The organism is Paludisphaera mucosa (assembly GCF_029589435.1).
GTDB lineage: Bacteria > Planctomycetota > Planctomycetia > Isosphaerales > Isosphaeraceae > Paludisphaera > Paludisphaera mucosa.
On record NZ_JARRAG010000004.1, the window covers coordinates 49,667 to 63,824 of the forward strand.

At 70.0% G+C, this 14,158-nt stretch carries 11 protein-coding genes; 5 read left to right on the plus strand and 6 right to left on the minus strand.

The genetic code is table 11. The features are described 5' to 3' along the window. Positions 1-105: 105 nt before the first annotated feature. From PZE19_RS31155 to PZE19_RS31175, 5 genes are all read left to right on the plus strand, one after another. On the plus strand, positions 106-726 hold the full coding sequence (locus tag PZE19_RS31155; RefSeq protein WP_277864575.1) for a hypothetical protein: 621 nt from the start codon (positions 106-108) through the stop codon (positions 724-726). 1 nt (position 727) lies between these two features. Beyond that, positions 728-3,226, plus strand: coding sequence for a putative bifunctional diguanylate cyclase/phosphodiesterase (locus PZE19_RS31160; RefSeq protein ID WP_277864576.1), 2,499 nt, complete (start codon positions 728-730; stop codon positions 3,224-3,226). Between the two features lie 329 nt (positions 3,227-3,555). After that, positions 3,556-4,230 carry a FadR/GntR family transcriptional regulator gene (locus tag PZE19_RS31165; protein ID WP_277864577.1) on the plus strand — a complete coding sequence of 225 codons (675 nt, stop codon included), beginning with the start codon at positions 3,556-3,558 and terminating at the stop codon, positions 4,228-4,230. After that, positions 4,227-8,306, plus strand: coding sequence for a DUF1592 domain-containing protein (locus PZE19_RS31170; RefSeq protein ID WP_277864578.1), 4,080 nt, complete (start codon positions 4,227-4,229; stop codon positions 8,304-8,306). The genes PZE19_RS31165 and PZE19_RS31170 overlap by 4 nt, the downstream gene beginning before the upstream one ends. 56 nt (positions 8,307-8,362) lie before the next feature. Next, positions 8,363-9,670: a DUF1552 domain-containing protein gene (locus tag PZE19_RS31175; RefSeq protein ID WP_277864579.1), complete on the plus strand. Its 1,308-nt coding sequence runs from the start codon at positions 8,363-8,365 to the stop codon at positions 9,668-9,670. A gap of 29 nt (positions 9,671-9,699) precedes the next feature. On the opposite strand, the gene PZE19_RS31180 is transcribed toward PZE19_RS31175, so the two are convergent. From PZE19_RS31180 to PZE19_RS31205, 6 genes are all read right to left on the minus strand, one after another. Further along, positions 9,700-10,026, minus strand: a complete 327-nt coding sequence (locus PZE19_RS31180; RefSeq protein WP_277864580.1) for a type II toxin-antitoxin system YafQ family toxin — start codon at positions 10,024-10,026, stop codon at positions 9,700-9,702. A gap of 3 nt (positions 10,027-10,029) precedes the next feature. Continuing rightward, positions 10,030-10,350 (minus strand): hypothetical protein, encoded by a 321-nt coding sequence (locus PZE19_RS31185; RefSeq protein ID WP_277864581.1) that lies wholly within the window; start codon positions 10,348-10,350, stop codon positions 10,030-10,032. A 53-nt stretch (positions 10,351-10,403) separates the two neighbouring features. Further along, positions 10,404-11,987, minus strand: coding sequence for an OprO/OprP family phosphate-selective porin (locus PZE19_RS31190; protein WP_277864582.1), 1,584 nt, complete (start codon positions 11,985-11,987; stop codon positions 10,404-10,406). A gap of 62 nt (positions 11,988-12,049) precedes the next feature. Continuing rightward, the gene (locus PZE19_RS31195) at positions 12,050-12,259 is read right to left on the minus strand and encodes a hypothetical protein (protein ID WP_277864583.1); all 210 of its coding nucleotides are present in this window, start codon (positions 12,257-12,259) and stop codon (positions 12,050-12,052) included. Between the two features lie 115 nt (positions 12,260-12,374). Then, positions 12,375-13,319, minus strand: a complete 945-nt coding sequence (locus tag PZE19_RS31200) for a ParB/RepB/Spo0J family partition protein (RefSeq protein ID WP_277864584.1) — start codon at positions 13,317-13,319, stop codon at positions 12,375-12,377. Position 13,320: 1 nt separating this feature from the next. Further along, on the minus strand, positions 13,321-14,136 hold the full coding sequence (locus PZE19_RS31205; protein ID WP_277864585.1) for a ParA family protein: 816 nt from the start codon (positions 14,134-14,136) through the stop codon (positions 13,321-13,323). Between the last annotated feature and the right edge of the window lie 22 nt (positions 14,137-14,158).

Genomic DNA, 14,158 nt, shown 5'->3' on the forward strand with positions numbered 1-14,158 from the left:
TCAAAACATGACCTAGATTTGAGAGGGTTGATCCAGCGGTCGCCCCGCGATCGGACCACGTCTACTTGCGGTCGACGAAGACCCAGGCCCGGGCCCGGAGGCGCGATGATCCATCTGCTCAGACGATTCGACTGGTTCGCGACGGCCGGGATCGCATGGGTCGTCGCGGTCTGCGCGGGGTTCATCCTCCTCGCGTCGTACACTTCGACGCCCGGCGCGGTCGGCGACCCGGCGGGACGATGGCCGGCGAGCAGCCGCGTCGTCCCCGAGCCGGGACGCGCCAATCTGGTGATGGCGGTGCACCCACTCTGCCCCTGCACGCGGGCCTCCATCGCCGAACTCAGCCGGATCGCGGCCCGTTGCGGGGACGCGGTCTCCGTGCACGTCCTGTTCCTCCGGCCGGACGGGGTCGACCAGGCCTGGGAAGAGTCGGACCTCTGGACGGCCGCCGCCGCGATCCCGGGGACGCGGGTCCATGTCGACCGGGGGGGGCTGGACGCCGCCCGCTTCGGCGCGGCCACGTCCGGGCACGTCGTGCTCTACGACGCGAACGGGACCCTGCTCTACAGCGGCGGCATCACCGGGTCTCGAGGCCACGAGGGGGACAATCGGGGCCGCGAGGCGGTGATCTCGTTTCTGACCACGGGGCGGGCGCATCAGGACTGCGGGCCGGTCTTCGGCTGTCCCCTGACGGCCCCCCCCGCCGACTCTTCCGGGGACTCCTGAAGTGCAGCCAAGCGCTCCGCCCGCGACCTTGGGCCGAGAGCGGATCGATCAGCTGGCCGAATCCCTCTTCCGGGAGCATCGGATCGCGATCTTCCGCGAGGTCGACCGCCTGTTCGCGGCCCTCCTGACGTTCCAGTGGTTGGCCGGGATCGTCGTCGCGCTCCTGGTCTCGCCCCGCGCCTGGGCGGGGGCGGAGAGCCAGGTCCATCCGCACGTCTGGGCCTCGGCCTTCCTGGGCGGGGCGATCGTGGCCATGCCGGTCGCGTTGACCCGCCTCCGGCCCGGGTGGGCCTCGACGCGCCACGTCGTCGCGGCGGCCCAGGCGCTGATGGGAGCCCTGCTGATCCACCTGTCCGGCGGCCGGATCGAGACCCACTTCCACATCTTCGGCTCGCTCGCCTTTTTGGCCTTCTACCGCGACTGGCGGGTGCTCCTGACGTTCTCGGTCGTGGTCGCCCTGGACCATTCCTTCCGCGGCGTGTTCTGGCCGTACTCGATCTACGGGGTCCTCACGGTGCAGCCCTGGCGATGGGTCGAGCATACCGGCTGGGTGGTCTTCGAGGACGTCTTCCTGATCCGCTCGTGCGTCCAGTGGGTGCGGGAGATGCACGCCGTCGCCGAGCGCGAGGCGGAACTCGAAGTCACCCGCGACGGGATCGAGGTCGAGGTCCGGGAACGGACCGCCGAACTCCAGGAGGCCAACCGCAGCCTGGCCGAGGAGAACGCCGAGAGGGCCCGCGTCGGGGCGGACTTACGCCGGATGGCGTCGATCGTCGAGTCTTCCGACGAGATCATCATCTCGAAGGACCTCGACGGCCTGATCACCAGCTGGAACAGGGGCGCCGAGCGCGTGCTGGGGTACACGGCGGACGAGGTGATCGGCCGCCACATCGCGATGCTGATGCCGCCCGACCTGGTCGACGACGTGCGGACGATCCTCGACCGCACCTGCCGGGACGAGCACCTCGACCACTACCAAACTCGCCGCCGCTGCAAGGACGGCACGGTCATCGACGTATCGCTGACGGTCTCGCCGATCCGCGACGTCGACGGCGCGATCGTCGGAGCCTCCAACGTCGGCCGCGACATCACCGAACAGAAGCGGGCCGAGGCGATGCTGGCGCACCAGGCCACGCACGACGGGCTGACCGGGCTCCCCAACCGCACCCTCCTGCTCCAGCACCTGGAGCGGTTCACCTCATCGCTCTGGGGGCAGGAGACGCGAGGGGCCCTGCTGCTGATCGACCTGGACCGGTTCAAGCAGATCAACGACACCTTCGGCCACGACTTCGGCGACGAGCTCCTCAAGCGGCTCAACCCCATCCTCGTCGGCGCCGTCCGGGTCGGGGACCTGGTCGCCCGGCTGGGGGGGGACGAGTTCGGCATCCTGCTGGAGGGCGTCGCGGCATCGGAGGCCCTGGAAATCGCCGACCGGATCCTGGCCTCCCTGGCGACGCCGATCGTGGTGAAGGGGCAATTGCTCGACATCGGCGCCAGCATCGGGGTCGCCCTCTATCCGGACCATGGCGGCGACGCCGCATCGCTCATGCAACGGGCGGACGTCGCGATGTACGCGGCGAAGCGGAGGCGCGCCGGCAAGGTCGTCTACACGCCGGGGCTGTCCGACTGCACGCCTCAACGCCTCGGCCTCGTCGCCGAGTTTCGCCGGGGGATCGAGGAGGGCCAACTCCGGCTCCACTATCAGCCGAAAGTCGACCTGGCGACGGGGGGAGCCGCCGGGGTCGAAGCCCTCGTCCGCTGGCAACACCCGCGCGAGGGCCTGATGCCGCCGGGGCGGTTCATCACCATGGCCGAGGAGACGGGGTTGATCCGGCCGATGGGCCTTTGGACGCTCGAAGCGGCGATCCGCCAGAGTCGGGCTTGGCACGACGTCGGGCTCGACGCCGACGTCGCGGTGAACCTCTCCGTCGACAACCTGCACGACGAAGGGCTCACGGAGACGCTCCGCAAGCTGCTGGAGACCGAGCAGGCGCAGCCCGGCTGGTTGACCATCGAGGTCACCGAGACGGCCATGATGAAGCATCCCAAGCAGGCGAAACGAATCCTCGAATCCCTGCACGAGCTGGGCGTCCGGATCTCCATCGACGATTTCGGCACCGGCTATTCCTCGCTCGCCTACCTGAAGGAACTGCCGGTGGACGAGGTCAAGGTGGACCGGTCCTTCGTCAAGGACATGTTGGTCGACGACCGCGGCGCGTGCATCGTGCGGACGGTGATCGACCTCGGACACAACCTGGGCCTCAAGGTGGTGGCCGAAGGCGTCGAGGACCTGGCGAGCGCCGAGCGGCTCGCCGCCTGGGGATGCGACTCGGTCCAGGGCTTTGTCCTCAGCCGGCCAATGCCGAGCCCGGAAGCGACCACCTGGCTGGCCGCCCGGGAGACGCCCGCATCGGCGGCGTGCGGCCGCCGACACCTCCCGTCGCGACGGGAAGAGCCTTGCGTCGTCGCCTCGGGCCGACGTCGTGCCGGGAGCAAATGAAGGCGCTCGGCTCTTCGATGCCTTTCGGACGGTGCCCCCCAGGGAAGCGGAATCGCTCGATCGGATCGGTGATCGCAAGCCCGAGCGATCGACCTTCTCCCACGGAGGGGCGAAGGACGGTCCGCACGGCTCTCGTGCTGGGATTCGGATGGAGCCGTTCGAAGTCACGGCCCGTCGCCGGAGTCGAATGCGGCGCACCGGAATCCCCATTCCTTGTGCTGAAGGTGGTACTCGGCGTCCCTCGCCGGAGGATCAAAAGATTGTTTGATCTTCGAAGATCATCTGATAAACTCCGACGATCGCAGGAACCCTCCCCAGGACCCACCTTGATGAACACCGCGCCTCGGATCAAGCTTCGGGACGTCGTGGCCGGTCGGCTCAAGTCGTACATCGTCGACGGCGACCTCAGGCCGGGGGATCGCCTGCCCACCGAGGCCGACCTGGCGAAGCGGTTCGGGGTCAGCCGGCTGAGCCTCCGCGAGGCGACGAAGTCGCTGGAGTTCCTGGGCATCCTGGAGGCCCGGCCGGGTCGCGGCCTGAGCGTCGGCCAGGTGGACATGGACCGCGTGACGGAGTACCTCGGCTTCCACCCGGCCCTGCACGACGTCGCGCCCGAGGTGCTCATCGACACCCGGGTGATCCTGGAGGCCGGGGTGCTGCCCCACGTCGCGCGGCGGATGGAGCGGAACCCCTTGCTCTACGAGTCGCTCGCCGAGACCAATTCACGACTCGGACGGGTCGAGGATATCGCGGAAGGCGTCGTGCTCGACCGGGCCTTCCACCACCAGTTGATCGCCGCCTCCGGGCTGTCGCCGTTGATGGCCTTCGGGGACCTGCTCGCGGTGTTCTTCCGGCGCTTCGGCAAGCACCTTGACGTGGCCGCCGCGGTGCGCGGGCATCAGGTCGTCCTCGACGCCCTGAAGTCGGGCGACCTCGCCGAGGCCGACCGCGAGATCCGGGTCCACATCGAGTTCTATCGCACCCTGCTGGAGACCCCCTCATGAGCCGACCCACCACCTTCCGAGGGCTGCGAAGCCTCGGCTTCGTCGTCCTGCTGGCCTTCGCGCCGGCCGCGACGACGTGGGCCGCGCCCCCCGATTCGTTCGAGTCGCTGGCGAGGGAGTACGGCGGCCAGGTCCGGCCCATGCTCGCGAAGTTCTGCCTCGACTGCCACTCGACGGAGGACAAGGAGGGGGACCTCGACCTGGAGGCCTTCGCCAGGCTCGACGACGTCCGCCACGCCCCCGCGACCTGGCAGAAGGTCGCCGAGATGCTCGACAACGGCGAGATGCCGCCCAAGGAATCGCCGAAGCCCGAGCCCGCCGAACGGGCGGCGATCCGCGGCTGGGTCGGCCGCTACCTGCGGGCCGAGGCCTTCGCCGACGCCGGCGACCCCGGGCCCGTCGTGCTCCGGCGGCTCAACAACGCCCAGTACACCTACACCCTCCGCGACCTCACCGGCTTCGACTTCCAGCCGGCCCGCGAGTTCCCCGCCGACAGCGCCGCGGGCGAGGGATTCACCAACACGGGCGACGCCCTGGTGATGTCCCCCGCCCTGCTCGGCAAGTACCTCGACGCCGCGAAGAAGGTCGCCGCCCACGCCGTCCTCCTCCCCGACGGCATGCGGTTCGCCCCCGGCGAGACCCGCCGCGACTGGGCCGAGGAACTGCTGGTCGCGATCCGCTCGCTGTACGCCCGCCACGCCGACGGCGAAGGCAAGATCGCGTTCGACAAGTACCTGACCGCCGGCCTGGAAGAGCGCGACGCGATCGCCGCGGGCCGGGAGACGTACGACTCGGTCGCACAGCGACGCGGCCTCAACGCGCGATATTTGAAGGCCCTCGCGGGCGTGCTCGCCGGCGGCGAGCCCTCGCCGGTGCTCGACCCCCTTCGCGCCCGCTGGAAGGCCGCGAAGCCGGGCGACGTCCCGGCGCTCCTGGCCGAGATCACGGCCTGGCAGGCGGCGCTGACGAAGTTCCAGACGGTGGGGCACATGAAGTCGTGGGTCGCGGCGATCGACCCCGTGGTCGCGCGTCAGGACCTCCGCTTCAAGCTGCCGGACGTCGGCGACGCCCGCGAGGTCGTCGTCAACCTGGCGGCGGGCGGCGTCGAGCGGTCGAGCGTCGTGGTCTGGGAGAACCTGCGGATCGCCAGGGCCGGCCGGCCCGACGTGGCGATCCGCGACCTGCGGGCCATCGCCGAGGGGATGGCGGCCCGCCGCGAGCAGGTCGTCGCCTCGGCCGCGAAGTGCCTCGAAGCCGCGGCCGAAGCGCTGGCGGCGCCCGCGACCGCCGATCGTGACGCGCTCGCGCGGAAGCACGAGGTCGACCCCGAGATCCTCGGCGCGTGGCTCGCCTGCCTGGGGATCGGCCCGAACGCCCCGACCAAGCTCGAGCTGTTCACGGAGCGCATGCAGGACGTCGGCGGCTTCGACTTCGTCAAGGGCTGGGGTTCGTCCGAGACGCCCCTCGCGGTCGCCAACGCCTCGAAAGAGACCGTGCACATCCCCGGCGAGCTGAAGGGCCGCGGCGTGGCCGTGCACCCCTCGCCGACCCTCCGCGCCGGGGCGGGCTGGGCCTGTCCGGTCGCCGGCGAATATCGGATCAACGCTCAGATCCAGCACGTCCACCCCGCCTGCGGCAACGGCACCACCTGGCGGCTGGAATTGCGCCGGGGCGCTGTGCGGATCGCCCTCGCGGACGGCGTCGCGGTGGGACCGACGCCGGCGAAGGCCGGTCCGTTCGGGCCCATCGCGTTGAACCCCGGCGACCTGATCGCGCTGGCGGTCAGCCCTCGCGACGGCAACCATTCGTGCGACCTGACGGCCGTCGACCTGACCGTGACGGCCGCCGGCGAGGGAGGACGGAAGTGGGACCTGGCGGCGGACGTCTCGGGCGACGCCATGGCGGCCAACCCGCACGCCGACGGCTTCGGCAACGCCGCCGTCTGGTCGTTCTTCCGCGAGCCCGACGCCGACTCCGGCGGCCTGGCCTTGCCGGCCGGCTCGCTCCTGGCCCGCTGGCTGGCGACCCCCGAGCCGACCGAGCGTGCGGCGATCGCCGGGCGGCTCCAGAAGCTCCTGGCCTCCGGTCCCGCCGGGGCCGCCGCCGCCGATGTGGCCCTCTACCGCGGCTTGACGACGCCCGGCGGCCCGATCATCCCTGCGCAGCCGTCGGGCGGCCCCATCCCCGCCGACTCGACCTGGGGCCTCGACCCCGCGACGTTTGGACCGACCGCCGTCGCGGCCGGGATCGGCGTCGGGGACCTGGCCGTGCGCAGCCCGTCGACCGTGGCGATCCGGATTCCCGCCGAGCTGGCCGCGGGCGCCGAGCTGATGGGCTCGGCGGTGGCCCGGCCCGTTGAGGGGGGCGACGATTTCGTCCAGCTTCGGATCACGACCGGCGCGCCGGCGAACGTCCCCGGGCTGCGGCCCGACGCCCCCGTCCTGGTCGTCCCCGGGGGCACGGCCGAGACCCGGCTGAAGGCCGCCTTCGCCGAGTTCCGCGCCTGGTTCCCGCCCGCCGTCTGCTACGAGAAGATCGTCCCCGTCGACGAGGTCGTGACCCTGACCCTCTTCCACCGCGAGGACGAGCCCCTGCGCCGGCTGCTGCTCGACGACGCCGAGGCCGCGCGGCTCGATCGCCTCTGGGTCGAGTTGCACTTCGTCACCCAGGACGCCCTGACCCAGGTCGGCGCCTTCAACCAGCTCATGGAGTATGCGACGCAGGACAGCGACCCGCGGCTGTTTGAGCCCTTCCGCAAGCCGATCCACGAACGCGCCGAGGCCTTCCGCAAGGAGCTGATCGCCGCCGAGCCCCGCCAGCTCGACGCCCTGATCGCGTTCGCGTCGCAGGCCTATCGCCGGCCGACGACCGACCGCGAGGCGCAGGAACTTCGCGAGCTGTACGCCCGCCTTCGGGCCGAGGAACTCCCGCACGACGAGGCCTTCCGCCTGACCCTGGCCCGCATCTTGATGGCCCCGAACTTCCTGTACCGACTGGAAAAGGCCCCCGTCGGCGTCAAGTCGGCGTCGGCCTCCGACTGGGAGCTGGCCAGCCGCCTGAGCTACTTCCTCACCTCGTCGGCCCCCGACGCCGCGCTTCGCGAGGCTGCCGCGGCCGGGAAGCTCCGCGACCCCGACGTCCTTGCGGCCCAGGCGAAGCGCCTGATGCAATCGCCCGACGTGCGTCGCCTGGCCGAGGAGTTCGCCTGCCAGTGGCTGCACATCTACGACTTCGACACCCTGGACGAGAAGAGCGAGCGGCACTTCCCGACGTTCGCCGCCCTCAAGGGGGCGATGTACGAGGAGGCGATCCTCTTCTTCGCCGACCTCTTCCGCAACGACGCCCCGGTGCTCTCGATCTACGACGCCGATCACACGTTCCTGAACCAGGCGCTCGCCGAGCATTACCAGATCCCGGGCGTGACGGGCCCCGAATGGCGGCGCGTCGACGGCGTCCGGAAGCACGGCCGGGGCGGGATCCTGGGGCTAGCCGCGACGCTCGCCCAGCAGTCGGGGGCCTCGCGGACCAGCCCGATCCTCCGCGGAAACTGGGTGACGGAGGTTCTCCTCGGCGAGCGCACGCCCAAGCCCCCGAAGAACGTGCCGATCCTTCCCGACGACGAGGCCTCGGGCGGCGGGCTCTCGGTCCGCCAGCTCGTCGAGAAGCACACGAAGGACATCCGCTGCGCCGGGTGCCACGCCAAGATGGACCCCTACGGCTTCTCGCTCGAGGCCTACGACGCCATCGGCCGGTTCCGCGACAAGGACGCCGCCGGCCAGCCGATCGACGCCCACGCCAAGCTCCCCGACGGCTCCGAGGTCGACGGCGGCGATGGGCTTCGCTCCCATTTGCTCACGAAGCGTCGCGAGGCCGTCGAGCGCCAGTTCTGCAAGAAGCTCCTCGGCTACGCGCTGGGGAGGGGCCTGATGCTGACCGACGAGCCCTTGCTCGACGAGATGCGGCTCAGGCTCGAATCGGAAGGCCACCGGGTCTCGTCGGCCGTCGACGCGATCGTCCGCAGCCGCCAGTTCCGCGAGGTCCGCGGGGCCTCGCCGGTCCTCGCTGAGGCCCGCTGACGGGCCTCGCCTTCCCCGTTCGCTCCACTCCATCCTTCCGACCATCGAGGTGACCCATGCCGACCCCCGAGCTGTCCCGCCGCACCTTCCTGCGAGGCGTGGGCGTCACGATGTCGCTGCCGTGGCTCGAGTCGCACAACGTCTGGGGCGTCGAGTCGCCGTCGACCCACCCGGCCAGCGACCCGCCGGTGCGGGTGGGCGTGCTTTTCGCCGGCAACGGCTTCCACGGCAAGGAATGGTGGGCGAAGGGGAAGGGCCGCGACATGGAGCTGGGCGGCGTGCTCGCGCCGCTGCACGACTTCCGCGAGAAGCTCGTCTTCATCAAGGGCCTCTACAACGAGGAGGCCCTGAAGGGCAACATCCACAGCTCGCAGACCGGCAACCTGCTGTCGGGCGCGCCGCTGGCCTCGGGGGGCGAGATCCGCTCCGGCACCAGCTTCGACCAGCTCCTCGCCCAGAAGCACGCCGGGTCCACCAAGGTCCCCAGCCTGGTGCTCGGCTGCGAACAGCCTAACCCGTCGGTCCATAAAAACTACTCGATGCTTTACAGCTCGCACATCTCGTGGACGTCGCCGACGAGCCCGACGCCGCTGGAGCTGTTCCCCGCCCTGGCGTTCGACCGCCTGTTCAAGGACGAGGCCGCCAAGGGGGACAAGAGCGTCCTCGACGCCGTGCTCGCCGACGCCCAGGACTTCCGCCGCGACGTCAGCCTGTCCGACCGCCGCAAGCTCGACGAGTACCTGGAGTCCGTCCGCGAGGTCGAGCAGCGCATCGAGCGCGCCGGCGACCGCGGCGAGCTGCAGGGCTGGAAGCCGACCCTGGCGAAGCCCAACGTCCCCCGCCCCGCCGACGGCGTCCCCCAGGACATCGGCGAGCACATGAAGCTGATGTGCGACATCCTCGTCCTCGGCTTCCAGACCGACGCCACCCGCGTCACCACGCTGAAGCTGAACAACGACCACAGCTCGCTGCGCTTCCCCCAGCTCGGCGTGGATTACATGATCCACCACCTGCTCTCGCACACCGACACGGCCGACTGGCTGAAGGTCAACCAGCTCTTCACCGGCCAGCTCGCCTACATCGCCCGCAAGCTCGACGCGATCCAGGAGGGCGAGCGCACCGCCCTGGACAACTCGATGCTGATGATGTGCTCCAGCATGCTCTCGGGCGGGACCCACGACGCCACCCAGCTCCCGGTGATCCTCGTCGGCGGCGGAGGCGGCAAGCTGCAAGGCGGCCGGGTGCTCGACTACCTCAAGGCTCCCAACCGCAAGATGTGCAGCCTCTACCTGTCGATGCTCGACAAGGCCGGCCTGCACCTCGACGCCTTCGGCGATTCGAAGGAGGCGCTCACCGACGTCTGACCTTCTGAAGAGTCCGGACGCAGCGCCGATCAGAAGAGGTCGGCGTGCGTCCCGGTCCGGTGGAAGACGACCTCGGTCGGCGAGAGTTCGTAGATCAGGATCCAGTCGGGCTCGACGTGGCAGTCTCGACAGCCCTTCCACGGGCCGCTGAGAGCGTGATCGACGCGGCTGCGGTCAAGGGGACGCCGCTCGATGATGGCGGCCATGACGGCACGCAGCTTGGCCATGTCCTTGCCGCGGCTCTCCAGCAGGCGCACATCCCGCTTGAAACGAACGGCAAGGCTCGGCGTCAGGGGCGGTCGCGGGGCCGGCGTCGGCTCGTCTTCGCGACGATCGGCCTTCCGCCTTCGCGCCATGGATCAAATTCCGAGGTCGGCGAACATCTCTTCCGCGCTTTCATAGCGGGTCACGTTCTTGCCCGCCCGGGCGTCCTCGATGGTCCGCCGCGTCACCTCGTTGAAGTCGGGCTCGTCGGGGAGCGGACCGGCCTTGTCGGTGCGCGCCCTGGCCCGGAGCTGGGTCAGGCGCACCAACTGGTCCGCGAGCGTCTCGCCCTTCTTCCGCCGGACGGTCTTGGGGCGCATCGAGGCCAGCGACGCGACTACCTCGTCCGGCAGGCGGTCGAGGATCGAGTCGAGCAGGACGTCGAGCGCCGGGATCTCTTCGTGGATGGTGGCCATGCCTGAATCATATCCTGAGCCTGGAGCTTCGGGGAGCCTCATTCCGGCGTCGGTCAGAAGAGGAATTGGAGCCGCGCCCAGTACAGCTCGCTATTGAGATAGTACCGGCCCGGTTCGAAGACGACCGGGCTGCCGAACTCGGTGTGCTGCCAGTCGAGGTAGACCTTCAGGTACGAGTTGATGTACCAGTTGAAGCCCAGGTCGAGGACGCCGGCGTCGTTGGACCAGAGGTTGGGATCGGCCAGTCCGGAGGTGAAGACCTGGCCGCCCAGGTGCAGGGTGGAGTAGCGGGCCGCCAGCTCGACCGCGCCGAGGCCGAATTCTCCCCGCTTGAGGTTGAACGGCTTGCGGATCTGGATCGGGGCCCGCCGGGTGACGTTCTCGCCGGTCAGGAAGAAGCCGGCCTGCACATAGTAGGCGTCGACCGGGACGTCGACCCGCGTGGTGGTCGGGCCGGCGCCCGGCAGGTAGTTGACGAACCCGCGGTCCCACTCGGCGAGCAGCGAAAGCCGCTTGTAGAACCAGGCGGCGTGCAACGAGCCCATCGCGCGCATGCCGTCCTCGCGGACGTTGTTGTTGAAGGAGAGGAACGCCGGCGAGGCCGTGGAGGCTCCCGACCCCTGCGACGCATTGACCGAGGTCCGAAGCGCGAGCGGGGCCTGGGTCGCCGCCTGGTTGCCGACCTCGGTCGAGCCGCCGATGTTGAGGTAATTCAAGAAGGGAAGCCGCTCCGAGTGGCGGAACGGGCGGGCGTTGAGGAAGCCCACGAAATTGGGCTCGTCGTTGAGGTCCTCGAACGAGTTGCGCTGGCCGTTGAAGGCCCCGGCGGCGTAGTCGATCTGATCGTCCCGCAACGTGCCCCAGGCCATGGCGCCGATCTCGCGGATGTTGCTGAAATTGATGGCGAAGACCGAGCGTTCGGGCGAGATCAGGTCGTAGTTCGGGACGGCGTAGAACTCATAGGTGAACGGGACGCGATAGCGGCCGATCTTGAGCATGAGCCGGTCTTCGTCGAGCACCTTGAGGTTCACGAGCGCGTCGCGAAGCTCGAATCCCGAGAGGCCCCGCTGGAAGGAGGCCAGGAACTCGAGCTTCTTGGTCATGCGGCCGTTGAAGGTCCAGATCTGGCGGGGGATGAAGAAGCCGTTGTGGACCGTGCCCTGCCCCGTATGGTCGAAAAGCCGGTAGTCGACCTGCGTCTCGTTGTGGAACTGGAGCTGGAACTCGTCGTCGTCGCTGCTCAGCTCGAAACCCTGGCCGAGGTAAGCCTTCAGCGGCAGTCGACGCTTCGATCCCCGCGTATTGGTCGTGACGCCCGTCTCGCCGACCCGGAACGTCGGCGCCCCCTGGGTGGGATCGGCCGGTCCGTCATTCGCGGCCGGCGCCGGATCCGCGGCCGTCCCGGACGCGACCGTCGACGCGCCGCCAGTTCCCTTCGCCTCCGCGATGGAACGCATCTGATCGCGCAGCGTGCGATTCTCCTCCTCCAGCGCCTTCAGCCGCTTCTCGAACTGCTGGAGGATCTCCCCGGCCGTCGGAGGGGCCTCCTGGCCGCGTACGGTCGCCGCGCCCAGGCACAGGACGAGCCCCAGGGCGACCCAACGGCCCGATCGGAATTTGATCGCTGGACACGTCATGGACCATCCTGACCGTCGACTCGCATTCCGCTTCGTACGGTCGCCCGCGCGGGAGATCGGATTCAAAGCCCGAGTTGAAGTAAAACGACCGCGGCGAGCGCGGCCAGAACGAGCCCGACCCCGAAACACGCCGTCGCCAGGGCCTGGGCCGCGAGGCCGGCCGATCTGTGATGCTTCGGGCAGCTACGGGCGGCGCGTTGCTTGAGGACGATGCCCGCAGCGGTCGCGAAGAACAGGACCGAGAGAAGGGCGAGCGCCAGGGTCGGGTTCATCTTCGGCCTTCCTGGCCCTCGGGGCGAATGCTCTCACGGCGACGTGAGCGGGGCGGAGAGACGCCGAGCCGGCCGTCATGGGCGGCCCGGCGATCGCCGGACGGCGAGTCTTTCGTCAGGCCGCCAGCTCGGCCTGGGCGGCGAGTTGTTCGAGGGCCTCGCGGAGCGCGGCGGCCAGCAGGGCGTCGTCGACCCCCTTGCGGTTCTCGACGGTGATCTTGCAGCCGGCGGCGCGAAGGGTCCGGGTGGTCGGCGCCTTGTCGCCGCGGCGGGCCCCCCTGCCCTTGCCGACCGTGGAAGGCGTCCGGCGTGCGGCGACGCGGACGGCCTCGACGGCCTCGGCGCGGCTGAGGCCCTCGCTGACGACCCGCTCAGCGAGGTCGCGCTGGATGGCGGGGTCCTGGATCTTGCCGATCTCGTAGGCGGTCCCCGGCGGCAGCGTCCCCTCCTCGACCCGGCCCTGGACGGGCTCGGGCAGGTGCAGCAGCGCCAACGCCCGCACGACGGTCGGCTGCGCCACGCCGAGGGCCTTGGCCGTCTGGTTGCCGGACCAGCCGTTGCGATCCATCAGGGCGCGGAACGCCTTCGCCTGCTCGATGGGCCGCAGGTCTTCGCGCAGGCAATTCTCGATCAATTGCAGCTCCCGCAGCTCGCCCTCGTCGATCGGTCCCTCCGAGACCACGCACGAGAGCGAGGCCAGGCCGGCGAGACCCGCCGCGCGCCAGCGGCGTTCGCCGCAGACGACGACGTAGCGATCCTGCGCCTCATCCCAGCGCACACGGATGGGCTGGAGCTGCCCTCGCGTCTTGAGCGATTCGGCGAGCCGGGCGAGGGCGTCGGGCTCGAACTCCTCGCGGGGCTGGTCGGGGTCGGGCACGATCTTGTCGACCGGGATCTCGACGGCGTTCTTGCTCTTGGCCACCCCCTGCCAGCGGCTGGGGACGCTGGAGGTCTTGGCTTCCATCCGGGCCTCGAACGAGCCCATCTTGGGCCGCCCGGCCCCCATGCTCTCGGCGATGTTGGCGCCGCCGGCCTTCAGCAGTTCGTCCAGCTTTCCCATGTCAAGCGGCCTCCCCGGCGGCGCGCGGCGTCTGGGCCGCTGCCAGTCTCGCGAAAATCTCCTCGCCGAGCGCCTTCATGACCTTGGTCGCCGCCCCCTTGGGCTTGTACTGCGCGACCGGCTGGCGCTGGACGATGGCTTCCTTGTAGTCGGTCGAGATCGGCACCGTGGTCGTGAACACGGCGTCGCCGTAGTGGGTCCGCAAGAGCTGCTCGAACCCCTTGTGGACCGAGAGCCGGGGGTTCGACATGGTCACCAGAAAACCCAGCAGGAGCAGGTCGGGGTTGGGCCCGGCGACGACGCGGTCGATGGACTCCTGGACGTCGGCGATGCCCTGGGCCCCGAAGTCCTCGGGCTGGAGCGGGACGAGGAGGGCGTCGCTCGCGACGAGTGAGGTCCACGACGCCAGGTGAAGGTTCGGCGGGCAGTCGATCATGACGACGTCGTAGCGGTCGGCGACGTCGGCCAGGAAGTCCCGGAGCGCCGTCTGGAGCGGCCAGTCGACGAGATGGGGGTCGGGGACGTTGAAGCTGCCGGCGGCCCGGCTGCCGGCGAGGAGGTCGATCCCCGGCACGTTCGTCGCCCGCACGACCTGGTCGGCCATGGCTTCCTGCTGATAGACGGCGGCGATCGTCTCGCCCGGGTCGAGCGCCCGCGTGGCCTGGGGCCCGAGGAAGCCCTGCGTGAGGCTCGCCTGGGGGTCGTTGTCGACCAGCAGCACCCTCCTGCCCCCCAGCGCCAGGGCCCCCGCCAGGTGATAGCAGGTCGAGGTCTTGCCGACCCCCCCCTTCTGATTCAACGCCGTGATGATCGCCATGCGTCCCCCCCTCCGGAATCCG